The organism is Microbulbifer sp. Q7 (genome assembly GCF_001639145.1).
GTDB lineage: Bacteria > Pseudomonadota > Gammaproteobacteria > Pseudomonadales > Cellvibrionaceae > Microbulbifer.
Window position 1 is genome coordinate 2,115,369 of the sequence record NZ_LROY01000002.1, and the last position, 18,374, is coordinate 2,133,742.

The 18,374-nt window shown below is 55.3% G+C and carries 11 protein-coding genes; all 11 read right to left on the minus strand.

Translation table 11 applies throughout. From position 1 onward, the window contains the following. Positions 1 to 106: 106 nt before the first annotated feature. Positions 107 to 2,434: a hypothetical protein gene (locus tag AU182_RS14530; protein WP_066966742.1), complete on the minus strand. Its 2,328-nt coding sequence runs from the start codon at positions 2,432 to 2,434 to the stop codon at positions 107 to 109. A 294-nt stretch (positions 2,435 to 2,728) separates the two neighbouring features. Beyond that, positions 2,729 to 4,522, minus strand: a complete 1,794-nt coding sequence (locus AU182_RS14535) for a DEAD/DEAH box helicase (protein ID WP_066966744.1) — start codon at positions 4,520 to 4,522, stop codon at positions 2,729 to 2,731. Positions 4,523 to 4,862: 340 nt separating this feature from the next. Next, entirely contained in the window at positions 4,863 to 6,113 is a 1,251-nt protein-coding gene (locus AU182_RS14540) for a capsule biosynthesis protein (protein ID WP_082859458.1), read from the minus strand. A gap of 424 nt (positions 6,114 to 6,537) precedes the next feature. After that, complete coding sequence (locus AU182_RS14545) at positions 6,538 to 8,604, minus strand: capsular polysaccharide biosynthesis protein (protein ID WP_227718282.1); 2,067 nt, start codon at positions 8,602 to 8,604, stop codon at positions 6,538 to 6,540. Beyond that, entirely contained in the window at positions 8,595 to 9,557 is a 963-nt protein-coding gene (locus AU182_RS14550; protein WP_227718283.1) for a glycosyltransferase family 1 protein, read from the minus strand. The genes AU182_RS14545 and AU182_RS14550 overlap by 10 nt, the downstream gene beginning before the upstream one ends. Positions 9,558 to 9,593: 36 nt before the next feature. Continuing rightward, complete coding sequence (locus tag AU182_RS14555) at positions 9,594 to 11,321, minus strand: SLC13 family permease (RefSeq protein WP_066966752.1); 1,728 nt, start codon at positions 11,319 to 11,321, stop codon at positions 9,594 to 9,596. 63 nt (positions 11,322 to 11,384) lie between these two features. Continuing rightward, positions 11,385 to 13,646 carry a glycosyltransferase family 2 protein gene (locus AU182_RS14560; protein ID WP_227718284.1) on the minus strand — a complete coding sequence of 754 codons (2,262 nt, stop codon included), beginning with the start codon at positions 13,644 to 13,646 and terminating at the stop codon, positions 11,385 to 11,387. 36 nt (positions 13,647 to 13,682) lie between these two features. Further along, positions 13,683 to 14,636 (minus strand): sulfotransferase family 2 domain-containing protein, encoded by a 954-nt coding sequence (locus tag AU182_RS14565; protein ID WP_193754354.1) that lies wholly within the window; start codon positions 14,634 to 14,636, stop codon positions 13,683 to 13,685. A 98-nt stretch (positions 14,637 to 14,734) separates the two neighbouring features. Further along, entirely contained in the window at positions 14,735 to 15,919 is a 1,185-nt protein-coding gene (locus AU182_RS14570) for a nucleotide sugar dehydrogenase (protein WP_227718321.1), read from the minus strand. A gap of 96 nt (positions 15,920 to 16,015) precedes the next feature. Further along, entirely contained in the window at positions 16,016 to 17,173 is a 1,158-nt protein-coding gene (locus AU182_RS14575; protein WP_066966765.1) for a glycosyltransferase family 2 protein, read from the minus strand. Next, the gene (locus AU182_RS14580; RefSeq protein WP_066966767.1) at positions 17,170 to 18,363 is read right to left on the minus strand and encodes a hypothetical protein; all 1,194 of its coding nucleotides are present in this window, start codon (positions 18,361 to 18,363) and stop codon (positions 17,170 to 17,172) included. Before AU182_RS14580 ends, AU182_RS14575 begins: the two co-directional genes overlap by 4 nt. Between the last annotated feature and the right edge of the window lie 11 nt (positions 18,364 to 18,374).

Below are 18,374 nucleotides of genomic sequence, written 5' to 3' on the forward strand. Positions count from 1 at the left end.
GGCTGCAGGCAGGGACCATCTCTGCGACACCATAAAAAAACCGCGCAATAGCGCGGTTTTTTTATGCTTGCCCCGGTACGCGCAGTGGCTTCCGGTAACGCAGTGCTTACATGGTAGGAATAACGAACGGTCTCTCCTGAACCCGCTCCAGATACACATTGGACACGGTTCCGAAAAAGAACGTGTGCTCCGCCGGAGTTGGCTGCGACGTGTTCAGGAACGGGTCCATGATAAACCGATGGTAGTGCCGCACCGCCACACCCTCAGCATCCTGATGCACCACCCACTCACGCTCATGGTAAAGGACACAGTCATCACCCGGCGCCGGATCCCAGGTGGCGGCTTCACAGTAATAACCCGCATCTGAAGTCCGATAACGGCGAATAACCAGATTACCCGCTGCATTGATCTGCCAGAACCCGGGCATTAGAGCCGCTTCATTCTGGGCAATCTCGCCATCCCCATTGTCGTCAAATACCGATACGGTCAGCGCGGTGCCGTCGGCGTTCACTTCGAACCAGAATGCCTGTGACGGCGTAAAGAAATTGAGTGGGTACTTGTAGATACCCACTGCACTGGCATCCGACCAGGCAGGCGCTTCTTTCAGGAAGGCGTCGCCGGTGGTAGACGACTTTTCACCACCGTCATTTGCTTCCACAAATACCATGGGCGATTGAGGGTTATCACCCTCCAGCAAGACCAGTTCCAGCGAATGCCCTAGCACATCGGCAATCTGCAAATGCCCAGCGGCATCTACTGTCCAGGCGGAACTCACTTGCGTGGACGCAGCCACCCCGGTGCCGCTGACGGAATCCCGAGTTACGGTAACACTACCGCCGGTTTCGACGTTGCCAGCGAAAATCAACTGCACTGAGGAAATATCCAGGTAACCATCCGGATTTTCCGGCGACGGATCAGTGATTTCACCTTCCAGCGCCGGCAGCGGAATACTCAGGGCGACCCCCATTTGCAGGGTCTGCTCCAGGTCTGCAGTGCCCGCTTCACGCACCGCAATCAATGCATCAGTGACACTAACGGGCGCGGTCGCCGGATATTCCCCGTTCGGGTAGCGAGAAAATGTCTCTGCCGTGATCAGCAGCCAATCCACCTCCGCGCTGGTCGCAAGCCAGTTGATCCGCTTTGGCTGCACGACCAGTTGTTTCTCGACGGAGGCGCCCAGGTTGGCATCGAAATCCACGTCAGTTCTTGCGACAAATTCCGCACCGCTGATTTCAAGCCCCTGGACAGTCGCCACCCAGGTAAGCGGGCTGACACCAAAGCCGCTAGACAACTCACCTGCGCCGCCAGATGCGACACTCAGTCGATTACCGATCACGGCACTGCCTTGCCCGTCGAAAGGCATGGCATTCAAGATCGGTGAGGTAAAGTAAAAGGTGTCTTGAATCGCTGACACATCGGCAAGGACCGGAACCACCAGATTCTGGTCCGCAACAATTGCCGCTGCAGCCTCCTGGTAAACAGAGACATTGGCCAGCTCAATGTCGGCGGCCAGTTTCGCGGCGGACTCGAGATCCGCAGCCAAGGCATAGGTATCCGGGATATTTTGCGGCATTTCTACTCCGGGGGAATCGGAGTAGTCCAGTACCAACTTAATCAGTACACCCAACTGGAAAACCTCACTGCCGTTGAGCATTTTCGTGCGCGCAACAAGCTGTTCCTGTGTGGTTACACTCCCGGGCTCACCCTGCTCGACCTGGGCTGCCAGTGCTGTGGTCAAGTTTGAAATCACAACCGGCTGGTGCTCGTCACGGGTCAATACCCCGTCTTCACCCGCTGCACTGAGCAGGGTATCGACATCGCCCATCAGGGAAACAAGCTTCAGCTTCGCGTCCTGACTGGTGGCTTCAGCGCGCACTATTTCTTTGCTGAAGCTATCGTCCACAGCAACGGAAATCGCATACTCGCCATTAGCATCGGCGGACGTTGTAAATGATTGCCCGGCCACCTCAATGACTACCTGCGCATTGGCCACCGGATTGTCGGTGACCACCCCTTCAATGACGACGCTCGCCATCTGTGCTCGCACCGTCACCGTTACCTCGGCGCTCGCGGTTGCACCATCATTATCGGTCACGGTTATCGCCAAAGTTGCTTCCGCATCTGCGACCACGGCTGGCGCCTGAATCGTAACCGTATCGGTGTCGGTACCCGAGAGTTCGAGTGTCACACCAGACTTCTGTTCCCAGAGATAGGAAACAATACTGCCATCCGCATCCGCGGCTGACGCTTGCAGCGTTGCAGACGCCCCTTCCTCAATCGATATGGGCGACAGGCTAACGCTAGGGGCCTGATTGACCACATCCGGGATCTCGTCTCCCCCGCCGCCACCGCTGCTGCCACCGCCACAGGCCGCAAGCACCAGGCTAAGGCCACCAATCGCCAGCCTGGCGATACACTTATTCTTAATATTCATCACTAAATTCCTATTTCCGTTAGGCGCGCATCCAAATGCCAAACAGGCTGCTTCAATTTGGCGTTCCCCCCAAATCAACTACGCGCCACCGTGAGACGTCCCGCCACCGGAAAACCTCATAACGATTGCCACCCATGTGCGGAAAATGCGAACCACGCAGCATTACTCTCTGCAGACCTCATCACCGACTGTCACGGCGCCTGATCGGCCGTCTAGACTCTGCAGATTGAAAAGTCTTCAGGCATAAAAAAAGGCACCTGACGGTGCCTTTTTGTTTTCACAATCTACTGCGCATCAATCCCGCGGCTTTTTCGGTTTGCCGGCCGGCTTGCGTTTCTTGGCCGCGAGCGGGGGCTTGTCGCCCGCGCTGCTGCCCGCTTGCTCGGTAAACTTGGCGATGTTCATCGGCCGGCCGTTTACGCGCACCTTTTTCAGGTGGTTGAAGATTTCCTTGGGCATGCCTTCTGGCAGATCCACGGTGGTGTAGTCCGGGTAGATTTCGATGCGGCCGATGTAGCTGCTGTCGAGGTCTACTTCGTTGGCGATAGCACCTACTACACTGCCCGGGCGTACGCCGTGATCACGGCCGACTTCGATGCGGAAGCGCTCTTTGCCTTCATCGGGCGGACCAACGTGCTTTTCCTTGTCGAAGGGCTTGCGCTCACGCTTGCTGCGTTTGCGGTCATCCCTGTCTCCAAAATCACGGTCGCGGCGATCGCTGCGCTCATTGCGGTCGTTGAAATCGCGCTGCTTGGGCTCGCGCTCGTCCAGCAACAGCGGCTGATCGCCCTGCGACATGGCGGCGAGTGCCGCGGCCACATTCAGCGGATCCACGTCGTTTGCTGACAGGTACTGTTCCACCAGGTCACGAAAAGGTGCCAGGTCCGAGCCGCCTTCCAGTGTATCGGTAATACGCTGGCGGAATTTTTCCATACGCGAGGCGTTTACCGCCTTGGCGGTGGGCAGTTCCAGACGTTCGATGGGCTTCTTGGTAGCCTTCTCGATCACGCGCAGCATGCGGCGCTCGCGCGGTGCCACAAACAGGATGGCATCACCCTCGCGACCGGCACGGCCGGTACGGCCGATGCGGTGGATATAGGCTTCGGTGTCGTAAGGAATGTCGTAGTTGATCACGTGGCTGATGCGCTTCACATCCAGACCACGCGCTGCCACGTCGGTGGCGACCACGATATCGAGCTTGCCTTTCTTCAGCTTGTCGATCACCTGCTCGCGCAGGTTCTGCGCCATATCGCCGTTCAGGGCAGAGCTGGCAAAACCGCGCGCAGCGAGCTTGTCGGCAATCTCTACAGTGGCGTTCTTGGTCCGCACAAAAATGATGGTGCCATCCACCGGCTCGGCTTCGAGAATCCGGGTCAGCGCATCCATCTTGTGCAGGCCACCCACCGGCCAATAGCGCTGGCGGATGGTCTCAGCGGTCTCGGTCTTGACCTTGATCTTTACTTCCACCGGGTTGCGCAGATGCTCACGAGCAATGGTCGCGACTTCTCTGGGCATGGTGGCCGAGAACAGTGCGATCTGACGCTGATCAGGGATTTGCTCCAGCACCCACTTCACGTCGTCGATAAAGCCCATGCGCAACATTTCGTCGGCTTCATCCAGCACCAGCATTTTCAGGCCGGACAGGTCCAGAGTGCCCTTGCGCATGTGGTCCATGACGCGGCCGGGGGTGCCCACAACCAGCTGCACACCGCGCTTCAGTTGCTGGATCTGGCCGCGGTAGTCGGCGCCACCGTAAATAGGCGCAACATGGAAACCTTTCAGGTTGGACGCGTAGGACTGGCACGCCTCGGCTACCTGGATGGCAAGTTCGCGGGTGGGCGCCAGTACCAGTGCCTGGGGGCGCTTGCTTTTCAGGTCAAGGCTCGCCAGCAGCGGCAGTGCAAAGGCGGCAGTTTTACCGGTGCCGGTCTGGGCCTGGCCCAGCACGTCGCGGCCCTGCAGCAGTGACGGAATAGTCTGTGCCTGAATAGGGGATGGGGTTTCGTAACCCAGTTTGGAAACAGCTTCGAGAATTTGTGTCGGCAGGCCCAGCTGGTCAAAACCAGCAGGTGCAGAATGGTCGGTCATATAGAGTTCACTTGAATGTACATAGGAGCCGAGTCGGCGCGAATCCCAATGGGATAACCATAGCGCACGACTGAGGATTGCTGGGCAAGGCGAAGAAGCCCATTAATAGCACCGGCTATTTCAAGCTTATTCAACTCAGAGACAGGGGCCTGTGGCGAGGAGGTCTGTTACCCATTTTGACAATTGTCCCTGTTGGCACCTTACTCGGGCTTAACGCCAGGTACGGGCCAGGACAAGAGGCTGCGCAGTCTACCAGTTTGGCGGAGAACTGCCAGTTTATTTTTTGATCGGTTAGGTTTGCCGGGGAGCCTGGAAGCAGGCTCCCCGAGCGGAGCGAGGCTCACGCGGCCAGGTATTCTTCCTCTTCGGCCACCGGTGTAAGCGGGCGCTCGATACCGGATGCCAGTGCAGGCGCCATACGCAACCATGCCTGTTCGATGGCATGGTCCATGTTTCGGAAAAAGCTGCCATCCAGCTGGCTGCGCTCATAAAGATAGGTGCGGAACTGGCGGAAAAATTCCACATCCACCGGCTGCGTCGCCTGCCAGAACTCGCTGAGCGTGCCCTGGTGGGTGAGCCCCGGCTGATCGTAGAGCGCCCGGCCGAGGGTGATGGTTGGCACCTTGTGCAGCAGCGCGGAAATTCCCACGGTGCTGTTGATGGTGATCAGCCCCTTCGCGTGCTTGAGCAGGGTCGGCAGGTGCAGATCGTGGCAATACACCACTCTGCCACTCACCCCGTGCTGCCGCGCAAGCCGGTTGATCCACTTGCCGTAATGACAGAAACCGCGGTCCATGGGGTGATGCTTGATGACCAGCAATTCGTGCTCCGCCGCACCCTGTGCGAACGAGCGAATGACTTCGGTAATGGAGTCTTCGATGCTGTCGTAATCGGAGTGCTCGCGGATCTGGAAATCGTCCTGGGTCTGCAGCGCATACAGGTAGAACTCCCTGCTGTGGCGCTTGACCAGTGCACTCAGGTATCGGCGCTGAGTGAGCTTATACAGGCCCTTGCGGTAGAAGCTTGTTAACCAGCAGGCACCCTCCTGCACCCAGTTACGCGACCGGTGATGGCGGTACCCGCAGAACTGCTGGCGAAAGATTCTGGAGGTAATGTAGTAAGCGATGGCAAACCAGGCCCGTTGCCAGAAGGTCTGGCCGATATGCACCGTGTTGCTGCGGTTGTGCGGGCGGTAGCTTTCCACCGCCGTGGGGCGCCAGTCGATTTCAGAAAAGCCGTTCACGCCCCCCTGCTCCAGGGTAACGAAATCCGGCCTTAAATAGCCTTCTTCAAAGGCCCAGAAGGAAACGCCCAGCTCATCGCAAATGGTGCGGGCCTGGCGGTGGTAGTAACGGCAGTCACCATAGACAACCACGGCGCGGATATCGTGCTGGCGCACATAGCCGGCAAAATACTCCGGCCAGGCCGCCTGGCCTCCGCAATAGTCCACCTGGTGATCGGCCCAGCCAAACAGGCGGTCGCCACCGTTGAAATTGATTTTATGTGTTGCGAGACCTTGCGCGGAAAAATACCGGGCGCAACGCGCAAAGAAAGGACCATGCGGCCCCTGCAAGAATACAACCCCTGACACTCATCCCCACTTAGCCCCACGGCGAAATATCGCCGCCCCCCGGGGCACTAAAAACGACACAGGTGCGGGCAACCCCCGCACAAATAGCACAACCATCCGGCCAAATTCGGCCAAAAACCAAGCAAAACACGTCAGAAAATTCCAAAACGACGCACTCTTGGCGCAAAACTATACCCGTTTATTTGACGTATGTCTCGTTCTGGAGACCATACCAAGGAACTAGAGGGAGGTTTTGCCGCCAATCGTTTCCCTGCCGCGTGTCGGGTCCGCACACCGGCCCCGCTTGCACCGCTACGCCAAGGCTCAGCAATAAAGCAGTGCAATTCACGCGCCAAATTGTTGAGCGGGGCTATCGAAAAGAGACATCGAAAAGGGATATCGACGAGAGCGCAGATCAGAGGCGGAGTATGACAGGTGAGTATGTCTATTTTTTGAAAAACCGGTTGCGCACCATGCGGTAGAGCGCTCGTGGCCAGGCAGGTTGTGCGGTCCCTTCCCGCTGCGACGCCAGAATCTGCACCGCAGTCTCCACATCCACAATCTGCCCACTGCGGGGATCCACATAGGTTGGGTACACAATCAGCGTCGCCGCCACCAGCTCATCCAGGCTGCGTTTGCGGCCGCGCGCGCGTCGGCAACGGCGCACGGTCGCCAGCTCCGCAAGAGCCTCCGGCGCACCCTCATCGCCACCGCTGAGCAGCCGATCTTCACTCAGCCCCCAGCCTGCGTAAAACGGCAGGCCGTAAGTGACCACCTTGATGTTACGCAGCAGTGCTTCGAACCCGCTCAGGGAACACAGGGTGTGCAGCTCATCCACCTGTGCAAGCAACGCCGGCATGGGAATGTCGGTAACCAGCTGATCGTAGAGATCACCGGCATCGCCAGCCAACTCCCCCACGCGGCCACCGGCGAGCACATCCGGATGCGGCTTATATATGATATGCGCATCCGGATTTGCCCGGCGCACCTGTTCCAGTAACTGCCGGTTACTCTTGAGCCAGGGCGACCCATGGGCGATGGATGCATCGCTCTCCACCTGTCCGGGTACCAGAATCGTGGTACACCCTTCGGGCAGGGTCACCGCAGGCGCCTGCTCACCCACGTTGTATTTACTCAACTGGCGGGCAACCAGCAATTCGCGGAGCGCCGCCGCGCGGGCACACAACGCGGGAGACAGATCCGCATTCTTGAGAATCGATTCCAGCTCAGACGGACGCGAGGCATCGTAATAGATGCCCTGGCTATCCAACACCAGCGAGAGCGGGCGCACCAGGTCCGAGCCCAACCCCACCGAGCGCAAGAAGCCATCTTCCAGCCGCCACAGCGGCAACCGCGCGTTTTTACACGCGGATACCACCGGCGCCCGCAGGCTGCTGGCCCAGGCCACCACCTGTGTTCCCTTCGCTGCACCCGCAATGGACTCGGGCGCACTGGCAAACTGCATCTGTGCAGGCCGCGCCAGAAAATCGGGCACAAACCCCCGCTTCCAGGCAGAAAAACCCAGCCCCAGCCAGGGGCCCGCCAGCTTCTGATGGCGCTGCTTCTGCTCCGCAATCAGGCGAATAGTATCTTCCAGTTCACACCGTTGACCGGTGTAGGGATTGATGTAGCGGCAGTAGCGCAAATACGCCGCGGCGAACACTTGCTCCAGTGATCGGTTTTGCCCGCGCCGCGCGCACGCCTGCACATCTTGGGTCAGGCCCCAGCCGGCATAAAACGGCACACCAAAACAGTGCACCGGCTTGCCCGCCAACAGTGCATCAAACCCAAACTGGCTGGTAACCACGTACACCTTGTCGACTGCGTCGAGCAGCGCCCAGGGCGCAATATCTTCCGACCACAGGCGACAGTTGTGCGCCCGCGCCGCGTCCAGCAAGTAGCCGCGCTTTTTTCCGACAATCACGTCCGGGTGTACCTTCACCACCACTTCCGCGTCGGGATTGTCGGCCACGGCCGCTTCCAGCATGCGCGTGAAGCTCGACGCGTCCGCCGCGCCGCAAGTGATCGCCGCATCGCCGAACGTCTGATCGACCACCAGCACCCGAGGCCGATCATCTGGCCAGACGACAGGCCTGTCCGGCGCCGCGTTGTATTTCGACAACCGGTGCTGTCGCAGGAGCGCCATACCGGCACAGGCACGGGCGAGCTCGGACTCGGAAAAGTCTGCGCCCCGAATCAGGTTTTCGAGATCGCTCGAGGCACTGGCATCGTAGTAAATCCCGGTGTAATCCACGATCAGACTGTGCAAAGGGGCACCCTGCACCCCAAGCCCAAGTGACCGCAGGAAACCATCTTCCAGACTGACGAACGGCAAGCCACGCTCGGCGGCGATTTTGCGCGCGCGGGCAGCGGTGGGCTTGCGGCCCCAACCGGCAATGTGCGTGGTGCGCTGGGCTGGGTGCAGCGCAAACCAGTAACTGGGCGCTTCCAGCAAGGCATCGAGGTGGGGAATCCGCTTCAGGCCGCGAGAACAATAGCCAATCAAAGACACGCGCGGGCCTCGCTCAGCATCTGCGCGCGCAAGGGTGCGTCTGCCGCCAGCTGCAAAATACTCTCGACCCACACACTCTGCTCCATTGGCAGAAGTAAGCCGTTTTCACGGTGCCGAACAACCGCTCCGTACACCGGCCCCGCCGCGTAAATACCCACCGCACCAGCCAGGGTGACATCGAGAAACTTGGTGTGGGCACGGGCACGGTTGAACGGACTGTCCAATAGCGGCGCCAGGCCGATCGCCCGCCCCGGGCGCTGCAGCAGCGACTGGTACGTGCCCCACTTCATCGGGTGCAGCACATGCACCCGTGGCAAACCTTTAAACAGGCGGTTTACGCGGCGGTCACCGATCACCTCGAATACGATGCGCTCGTTCGCCTCCAGCACCCGCTCAATCACCGGGCGCAGCCATTGCAGATCCGCGCCGTGAGAGGCAGAGCCGTGGTAGAACAGGGTGATCGGCGCAGACTCAGCGCTTTGCACATCTTCGCGCTCCAGCAAGGGCACCAGCGCCGCCGGCACCTGCGGTGCCAAAAGCTGCGGCTGCCACTGGGCATAACGCGCCTGCAGGTATGGGGTCGACACCAGCAGCTGCGCATCCACAGAGCGCAACCAGGACCGATGCCGCCAGCTCAAGCGCAGCAACTTCCACTGGTAGCGCAGCGGCATACGCGCAAAGGCTGGCCAGCTGAACAGGTCGTCGTCCATAAAGAAATTCAGCTGCCGGATGACGCCGCAATGCCGCTCGATCAGCAACCGCCAATTGCGGGGTACATAACGCACAAATGTTACGGTAGCGCCGTCGAGCAGGTCGGCGGATGGTAATTGGGCAAAGGTAAACCGCACAACATCAGCACCCGCTTCAATCAAAAACGGAAGTACGAAGTAGTCCGAAGACGGGTTTGCCCCCTCTTCAACCACAATGTGTTTAATATTCTCGCGCTGCTTCACTTGGCGATACCCAAAATACTTTTGCTCCAAACCCGCTTAAAACGGAAACACCAGTGGCAACATAATTAACACCGTGGCGGAATAGGCAATGGTCAGGGGAAGCCCGGCACGCACAAAATCCCGCAGGTGGTAGCCGCCCAGGTTCTGCACCATCAGGTTGGTCTGGTAGCCAAACGGGGTCAGGAAGCTGGCACTGGCTCCATAGGCCACCGCCATCACAAACGGCATCCAGCTTACGCCAAAGCTCTCCGCCAGGCTCCAGGCCAGGGGAAAGGCCAGTGCCGCGGCGGCGTTATTGGTCATCAGCTCGGTCAGTGCCAGGGTCAAAAAGAACACGCCGATCAGTGCCAGGTAAGGGCCACCCCCTTGCACCAGCTCGCGCAACCCCTCCGCCAGCGCCGTTGCCAGGCCGCTGCTGGAAAAGGCCTCGGCCAATACCAGCGCGCTGGCGATAATCAGCCAGATCTGGAACGGGAAGCGGCGCTGCAGCTCGGTGGTACTGACAATACCCAGAGCGATCATCCCGCCCAATAACAGCACCAGCCCCTTCAGCAGCGAGAAATACCCCATAGCGGCACCAGCCACCATGCCGATAAACCCAAGCCCCAGCAACCAGCTGTCGCGACGGGAGAGCTGCCGCTGCACCGCATTGCCGCTGACCACATAAAAATTCTTGTCGATATTGCGGTGATGCTTGAAGTCCGGCCCCACTGCCAGCAACAGTGCATCTCCCGCCTGCAACCGTTTTTCCCCCAGTTTGCCTGACAGCCGGTCACCATCGCGACGCATAGCCACCACGGCCGCATCAAAGCGGGTGCGGAACTGGCAGCTTTTCAGAGTCTCCCCAAGGATGCTCGAGCTAGGCGCCAGTACCACCTCGATCATATCCAGCTCCAGCCGCTCGTCTTCCAACGCAAACTGGTGCAAACCCGGTATAACCTGCAGCCGGGCAATGTCACGCACATCGCCACTGAAAATCAACTTATCGCCAGACTTCACAATTTCCGTGGGAGCCACCGGGCTGATGGCACGCTTCCCTCGAATAATCTCAACGAGATACAGGGTCTCCAGCTGCCGTAACCCGTTCTGCTCGACGGTTTTACCATCGAGGGGCGAATCCTGCTCCACCTCCGCCTCTAACAGGTATTCTGTTACCGCCTCCTGCACACCGCGCCCGTCCGGTAACAAGCGATTACACAGAATCAGCACCACCAAACCAACGCCCAATACGGCGAGACCGACCGGCAAAAATACAAAGAAATCCAGCCCCGGCTCCCCCCGGTCCAGTACAAAGCTGTTCACAATCAGATTGGTGGAAGTACCAATTAAAGTAAGCGTGCCACCGAGAATGGCCGCGTAGGAAAGCGGAATTAGCAGCTTGCCCGCCGGATAGCGGCGCTGTTTTTTAACGCTGGACGCCAGTGCGGCCACCACCGCCGTATTGTTCAGAAAAGCAGAGCTCAGCGCCGTCGCGCCGGTAAGACGAACCAAGCTACCCGGTAAAGAACCATTGATCAGCCGGTCGGACACCAGACGCAGCCAGCTGGCTTTTTCCAGGCCAATCGATGCCAGGATCAGCGCAACCAGTGTGACCAGCCCGGGATTGACCGCTTTTTGTAGTACCGCTTCAGCCGGCACCAGGCCGGTCAAAAAGCAGACAGCCGCACCAGAGGCAAAAACGAGAGATGGTCTAAAGCGGGTGAATACAAGAAGCGCGATTAACGCTACAAAAATAACAGCTACCGCTGACTGGCTGAGTGTCATATAAGTGCCACAGATATACAGCGCTAGCTGCTCTATTAATTTTCCTTTTGCACGCGCTTCCCATCACGCCAAAGAAAAGTCTTCGTGTATGAGGGTAAGGTTGGGATTATACGCTGGATCTGTATCCAGCTGATCGCCCCAGCGTTTTCGCATGTAATCGGCTTCACGCTGTGCGCGACGGCGCTTTGCGATGGTATCGTCAGCACCGCGGGAAACCGACTCGTGATGATATAGCTCTGCATATGGCGTCCACAGGTTACGATAACCTGCCTCCCGGACCTTCAGACAGAGATCCACATCGTTATAGGCAATCGCCAGATCGGCCTCGTTGAGCCCGCCGACCTGTTCAAACACTGATTTGCGTAACACAAGGCAGGCACCGGTGACCGCAGACAAGTTCTGTGTCAGATACAGGCGGGAAAAATAACCGTACTCATGCCGCAGGTAGTACTTATGCGCATGTCCTGCCACGCCGCCTATGCCCAGAATCACACCACCGTGCTGGATGGTGTCATTGGGGTAGTAGAGTTTGGCACCCACACAACCAATTTCGGGACGGCATACCTGGCCCACCATTTCGCACAGCCAGTCTGAGTTTATCGGCTCGATGTCGTTGTTAATCAGCCCAAGGATTTCCCCCCTGGCTTCGCCGGCACCGAAATTATTAATGGCGGAGTAATTGAACGGGTGTTCCCAACGGTGCACCGATACCCGCGGATCAGCGCCCACTTCTTCCAAGTAACTTAATGTTGCCGGGCACTTACTGCCATTATCCAGAATCAGCAGTTCAAAATTCGGGTACTCGGTACGCGCAAGAATGGCATCTACACAAGGCTTCAAAATCTCATAGCCATCTCTGGTTGGGACCAGCAGGCTAACCAGCGGCGCGGGCTTAGGAACCGACCAGCGCAATTTATAGGTATTAGGCGCAATACCAGGTCCTACCTGTGCCGGCAGCCCTTCACGCTCAAGGTAATCCGCAACGGCCCGCATTCCGGACTGAATGGCATACGCTTTGTTCGAACCCGCCAGTGCTGTCGACCCTTCCGCCGCCCGCCAGTGATACAAAATATCCGGAATATGCACCACATTGCGCGCATTTAATTGCGGCAAGCAACGCAATAACAGGTCGTGATCCTGACTGCCCTCAGCGCCAGCCCTGAAGGCCCCAGCCTGCTTTATCAATTCCGCGCGATAGACCGCAAGGTGGCAAATATAATTTTGCGAGAGCAACAGATCCGGATTCCAATCTGGCTTGAAGTGGGGGTCAAAGCGTTGACCATCCTCATCCATCTTGTCTTCATCGCTGTAAATCAGTAGCGCCTCTGGATTCTCGCCAATCGCACGGATAACACGGGCCAGCGCATGGGTTGCCAGGGTGTCGTCTTGATCCAGAAAAGTAACAAAATCTCCCTGAGCAAGTTCCAGGGCACTGGAGGTCGCCAGGGCAATATGGCCATTCGTTTCACGCAGCGTCACCTGAATACGCGAATCTCTAGCCTGGTAAGACAGCAGGCAATCGTGTACGGCAAGATCTGTTGATGCGTCATCGGCGATACAGAGCTGCCAGTGCGGATAACACTGATTCAAGACAGAGTCGATACAGGCCTGCAGCTGCACAATGTCTGCATTGAATGTGGGCAACAGAATGGAAATCAGAGGTCCGGCATCTGCGGAAACATCTATGGAACCACAGGCAGAAGACTGCAATCCCGGCTCCACGTGATCAATCCAGCGTTGATAATCACGGTCGTGCTTTCGGCGGACAAACGTCTCCGCGTAGCGCTCCAATACGATGTGGCGCCAATTCTGACCAAGTTCTTCGGCCATGCCTCTGATGCGCGAAATCACCTGCGCTTTGCTCTGCCCCCGATACATCGGGTGCATATTGGAAAGGCGCCGGGCCAGCCGGTCTTGCGCAAAACAGGGTGCAAGACGCACCAGACGGAAGTGATCTACAGAAAATGTATCGGATACCGCCAACAGGGAGAGGCCGAGCGCATGCACCCGAGCCGGAAAATATACGATGCGTTTGGCCACGCGCCCATTGCGCAACGGCAGGGTTATTGTCTCTGCATGCACAAAACCGTTGCCAGCATCCAACAACAGCTCCGCATCCACACCACTGATGGTGCTGGTCAGCTGGAGCTCCAGCATGTACCAACCGGGCCGAAACACACGCGCGCGCACCGCAAACAGCGGCTTGTCTGCCAGTGAACGCCAGCTGCAGCCCTCAACCTCACTACCAGCCGGCTCTACCGCTGCAACAGGCTCTAGGTGAGAAACGAGATCCTGACGAAACAGGGACTTTAAAAGGTTAACCACAACACCCTTCATTTATGATCATTCTTGTTTGAGGGATTACGCCCGTACGGTCCACGGCGACTGTACCAATGGCTGGCCGGTGCCAGCAACCACACACTCTACCCTGTCACCGGCCTTCAATCTGGAAATATCTAACGAAAAGCCTACATAGCCAGCGCGCCCGAGGCCCATAGCCCGAAGCCAAGGGCGGTCCTGCTGGGCGACTGCCTCTCCGAGGGCTTTGCCGTTGACTCGGGCCTGTATTTCTACCGGTTCATCGCTCGCTTCCGCCAGCGCCCAGCCGAACAGGCGGCCCCTGTCCGTGTGCATCAATGTACCCGCAACAAAACCCTTCTGCTGTTCAGCGAGCTTGAGCCGCCAGTCAAACTGCTCGCAAACAACGTCGTACAATGCCAGGTCTCCGGCGTTCAGCTGCCGCAGCTCCTGCTCCTGTTCGACGGGAATTTCGTAGCGGTCGTCCAAGCCCGCGCGCCCCAGGTTTTCCCTGAGGTTTGAAATATCCAGGCTGTACTTCTGATTCAAAAGGTGCAGAGACTCGTCATACCTTTCGGTCAAACCGATAAAGCCGAGCGCCATCCAGGGCAATTGATCCAGCATGCGCTGCTGGCGATTGATGTTGTGCGGCGTGCGGTAAAACTCTGCAAACGACTTGCTATATCCGTAATTCCTGACCATATGCCGATACTCGGACACAAGGCGTTGCAAAGGCTGCCGCAAAAACGTAATCATGTAGCTGGTGCCAAAAAGCGGCGCGTAGGCGGCGGCATGGAAATGCCCCGTTAGGAACCGGTAGCCGCGCTCGTCAAACGCCTTCTTGAACGCCCATTTGTCCTGGGCGCCATTGACCCATCGATGGACGATTTCGCTGGTTTCCGGGGATTTTGCACCATAGTCCCGGCAAACGTAGTCTCGGCCGAAATACGCATCCGCGCCAATCCGGAAGCTGGTGCCAGCAGTCTTTGGAATATGAACAAACACAAAAGGATTCACAACAACATCCAATCCTTATAAATACAGAAAAAATCTCTTCCAGCACACGTGCAGATCTGCTGAAAAATTTCACATCACCAAACACCGGGCTGCCAGGATTAATCGTTTCCGAACAGGTCTCTGGTATATACCTTGCCGACAATATCGGCGAGCTCATCAACCATGCGGTTTGCTACAACCACATCCGAAATACGCTTAAATTCCTCGAAATCCTTGATCACGCGGGAATGAAAAAAATCCTGCCCATCCAGTACCGGCTCGTAAACAACAACCTCTATCCCCTTGGCCTTGATCCGCTTCATTACCCCCTGAATCGATGACGAGCGGAAATTATCTGAGCCCGCCTTCATGATCAGGCGATAAATACCAACCACTTTGGGGTTACGCTTGATAATGGAGTCCGCGACAAAATCCTTGCGCGTTGTATTGGCGTCAACGATGGCTGAGATCAGGTTGTTGGGGACATCCTCATAATTGGCCAACAACTGCTTGGTATCCTTCGGCAGGCAGTAGCCTCCATAACCGAAGGAAGGATTGTTGTAGTGCATACCAATACGCGGATCCAACCCTACCCCTTCAATGATCTGGCGCGCATCGAGGTCGTGGGTTTCCGCGTAAGTATCCAGCTCGTTGAAGTAGGCAACCCGCATGGCCAGATAAGTATTGGCAAACAGCTTGATGGCCTCTGCTTCCGTGGAATCCGTAAACAGAACCTGGATGTCCGTTTTTACCGCTCCCTGCACAAGCAGGTCGGCAAAGCTTCTTGCGCGTTCAGATCGCTCGCCCACCACAATACGCGAGGGATGCAGATTGTCGTAAAGCGCGAGGCCTTCGCGCAGAAATTCCGGGGAAAAGAGAATATTGTTGCTTCCGTACTGCGCACTCACTCTGCGGGTAAAACCGACCGGCACCGTCGATTTAATCACCATCACAGCGTCGGGATTAACTGCAATAACATCGCGAATAACGGACTCCACCGACCCGGTGTTAAAATAATTGGTCTGGGGATCGTAGTCGGTAGGTGTGGCGATGATCACAAATTCGGCGTCGCGGTAAGCGGCGTCTTTGTCGAGCGTCGCGCGCAAGTTCAGCGTTTTCTCGCGCAGAAATTGCTCTATCTCGCTATCTTCAATTGGTGAGATCCTGTCATTCAACAGATCCACCTTACTGGCTACGATATCGACCGCGACCACTTCATTATGCTGAGCCAGAAGGACTGCATTAGACAGACCAACATAACCAGTTCCAGCCACAGCTATTTTTAAACTAGGTTTCTCTTGCACCACATCCATCTCTACATCACAAACTTAACACTCAGCATTACAAACAACCTAGAATCTAAACAGCACTGATAAATTCTAATCTGCACCCCAAAAAAGCTATACTACAGAATTTGTGTCCACCCCTAACGCTGAAGCATACTCCTTAATCTTCGCTTTAATAAAGCCGCCATCAGGACGATAGTGGCAAGCCTTAGTCATCAATTCAAATGCCAAACTAAGATTCCCCCCCTCTATTCGTAGCGCCTCATCTCTAAGATAATTAACATATTTTTCCTTTAGCACACTCAGCTCATTCTTCACCGGCTGCCTAGAAACACCGGAAAAGCATCGCTCAAACGCCTCATATGAATCCGGCGATTGCTCAGCAATCAGAGCCATAACTTTTTCTGCACGCTGAATGACAAACTGACGCGAAACCGACAACCCCTCATTTAGATCTAGCTCATTCAAAAACGATTGAAAGCTTTTGCTATATTCTTCCAGCAATGACAAATCCACTGAAAAAACGGAAGAATTTTCCTTTTTATACTTATTAAAGCCAGGTCGATTGTCTTTAAGTTTGTTTGGATACCTTGGACGCCCCTTCCCAAGTAGAGAAATGTATTCTATTTCACTTCTGTATGGACGATGAAGAATAAAGGCGCGGCTCAACTCCCTCCTGAATTGATCCTGACCTACCTTATATATCGGGGAACGATTAAAAATTTCGCCATTTGCGAGAATATTACGAACGGAGTCAGCAGCCACATTGTGAGCAAATACTTTCTGGACTTGCACGCTAGAGCTAACCACTGTTTTAACATGGTCGCTGACAACAACATCATTACTCACCTGGAACGGAAGCGAAAATTCCGAAAAATCATTAATCTTGTTTGCCCACTGAAATGAAACAAGATCGGCATCAGGGCAGCCCCTCATAAAATCCTTCACAGACTCCTGAAAATCGGAGCTCACCCAGAATTCGTCGATATCTAGAAATATATAATGAGTTTCTTCACCCGTTAAAGAGTTCAATGCCAGAGAGTATGCCACTCGCTGAATATTTTCGACGTCCGCCAGATCGAGAAAATCCACTATCTTAAAACTGACATTTGGATATCGTTCAGATACAGCCTGCAATACTGCTTCAGTATTATCAGAAGTCCTATTCACATAAATTTCAATTTCATCAAACCCAAAGTAAAGATGATGATGTATCCATTCAGGAAGATAGGCAGCCTCGTTACTGGCAACCGCAATTACTTTTATTTTCATATCCACTGATTTCTCCGACCTACCTTCTCCTCATAGGTCGCCAACTTATTTTTTATGTACGTCCCTTCAGGGCGAAATTTCTGCGCCAGCTTCATAAGCTCAATCGCCGCACTTACATTCTTACCTTCAAGCTCTACCGCCGAATCTCTAATCACGTTGATTTCGTGATCTGTCAGACAGCTTTTTTCCTTCCACAGCTCCAGAGTCACATCGATTAAATCCTGTGCAACACTTGAATCGTCCAAGTCTCCTCGGGAGGGCTGAATAGAAAATAGTTTGGATGCGCCATATCCAGCCTTATGCAGCACTGCCCTATTCACCTCATCAAATTTCTGCTGCAATTTAACTTCGGTTTCATAAGGGCACCGGAAGCCTTTGCCGTCATACTTGGATTCCAACCAGCTGACAAACTGCCTTCTAATTTCATTATCCGCTGACTCATTTCTAGAAAGTGAGTCATTCAGTCGACGCAGCATTAGCTGACCAATGTGGTTTATGGATTTATTGGAAGATGGAACACTACTAAATCCACAGGTGGAGTAATCTAGGCCGATGGAATAGCAGAAATCTTCCATTAAGTCACCGCCACGGAAATTTTGCTTGCCATAGAGGCGAACATTCATATTAGATTTACCAAAAACGCCGACCCAGTTCTGATAGATGTCGAGATAGTTATAGTAGTAGTTATCCAACCGAAGCTCGTTCGAGATAAATTCAACCGCGGTATGCGTGAACCCAACCCTTAAAGCTGTAGAATAAAGCGAAGTAGCGAGCTCCACTTGCGGCCTGAAGTAGCAAATTACATTGATTTCATCAAAATACTTAACCAATAAAGCCTTTAATTTCTGCAATTCATCTTCATTCACGCAACGAGAATGGAAGTGCTCACTAGATATAATTACCGAGTGAACATTTTCAGCCAAATTCTGAAGCTCGCTTTCAAACTCTTCACGAAAATGCTTTTTAAACTGAACGCGCGCATCAACAGTTGTTAGGTTACTTGCCTCGAAGAAATCATCTGAGCGCTCATCTCGCATTGAAAAGGCGGCCAACTTTCTATTGTTTCCGATACCGGAAACCTTACTAATGCCATATCCGAGATCAAACAATTTTGATTCATTAGCAACCAGAAAGTCCTGAATAGACGTTGTGCCAGTCTTCTCTGTACCTATATGCAAGTAAAGCTTCATAGAACCTCAAA

What these genes read in the sequence shown, in the direction of transcription:
- AU182_RS14530 (WP_066966742.1), bottom strand. Translation starts at nt 2,434, where the DNA reads ATGAATATTAAGAATAAGTGTATCGCCAGGCTGGCGATTGGTGGCCTT.
- AU182_RS14535 (WP_066966744.1), bottom strand. Translation starts at nt 4,522, where the DNA reads ATGACCGACCATTCTGCACCTGCTGGTTTTGACCAGCTGGGCCTGCCG.
- AU182_RS14555 (WP_066966752.1), bottom strand. Translation starts at nt 11,321, where the DNA reads ATGACACTCAGCCAGTCAGCGGTAGCTGTTATTTTTGTAGCGTTAATC.
- AU182_RS14575 (WP_066966765.1), bottom strand. Translation starts at nt 17,173, where the DNA reads ATGAAAATAAAAGTAATTGCGGTTGCCAGTAACGAGGCTGCCTATCTT.
- AU182_RS14580 (WP_066966767.1), bottom strand. Translation starts at nt 18,363, where the DNA reads ATGAAGCTTTACTTGCATATAGGTACAGAGAAGACTGGCACAACGTCT.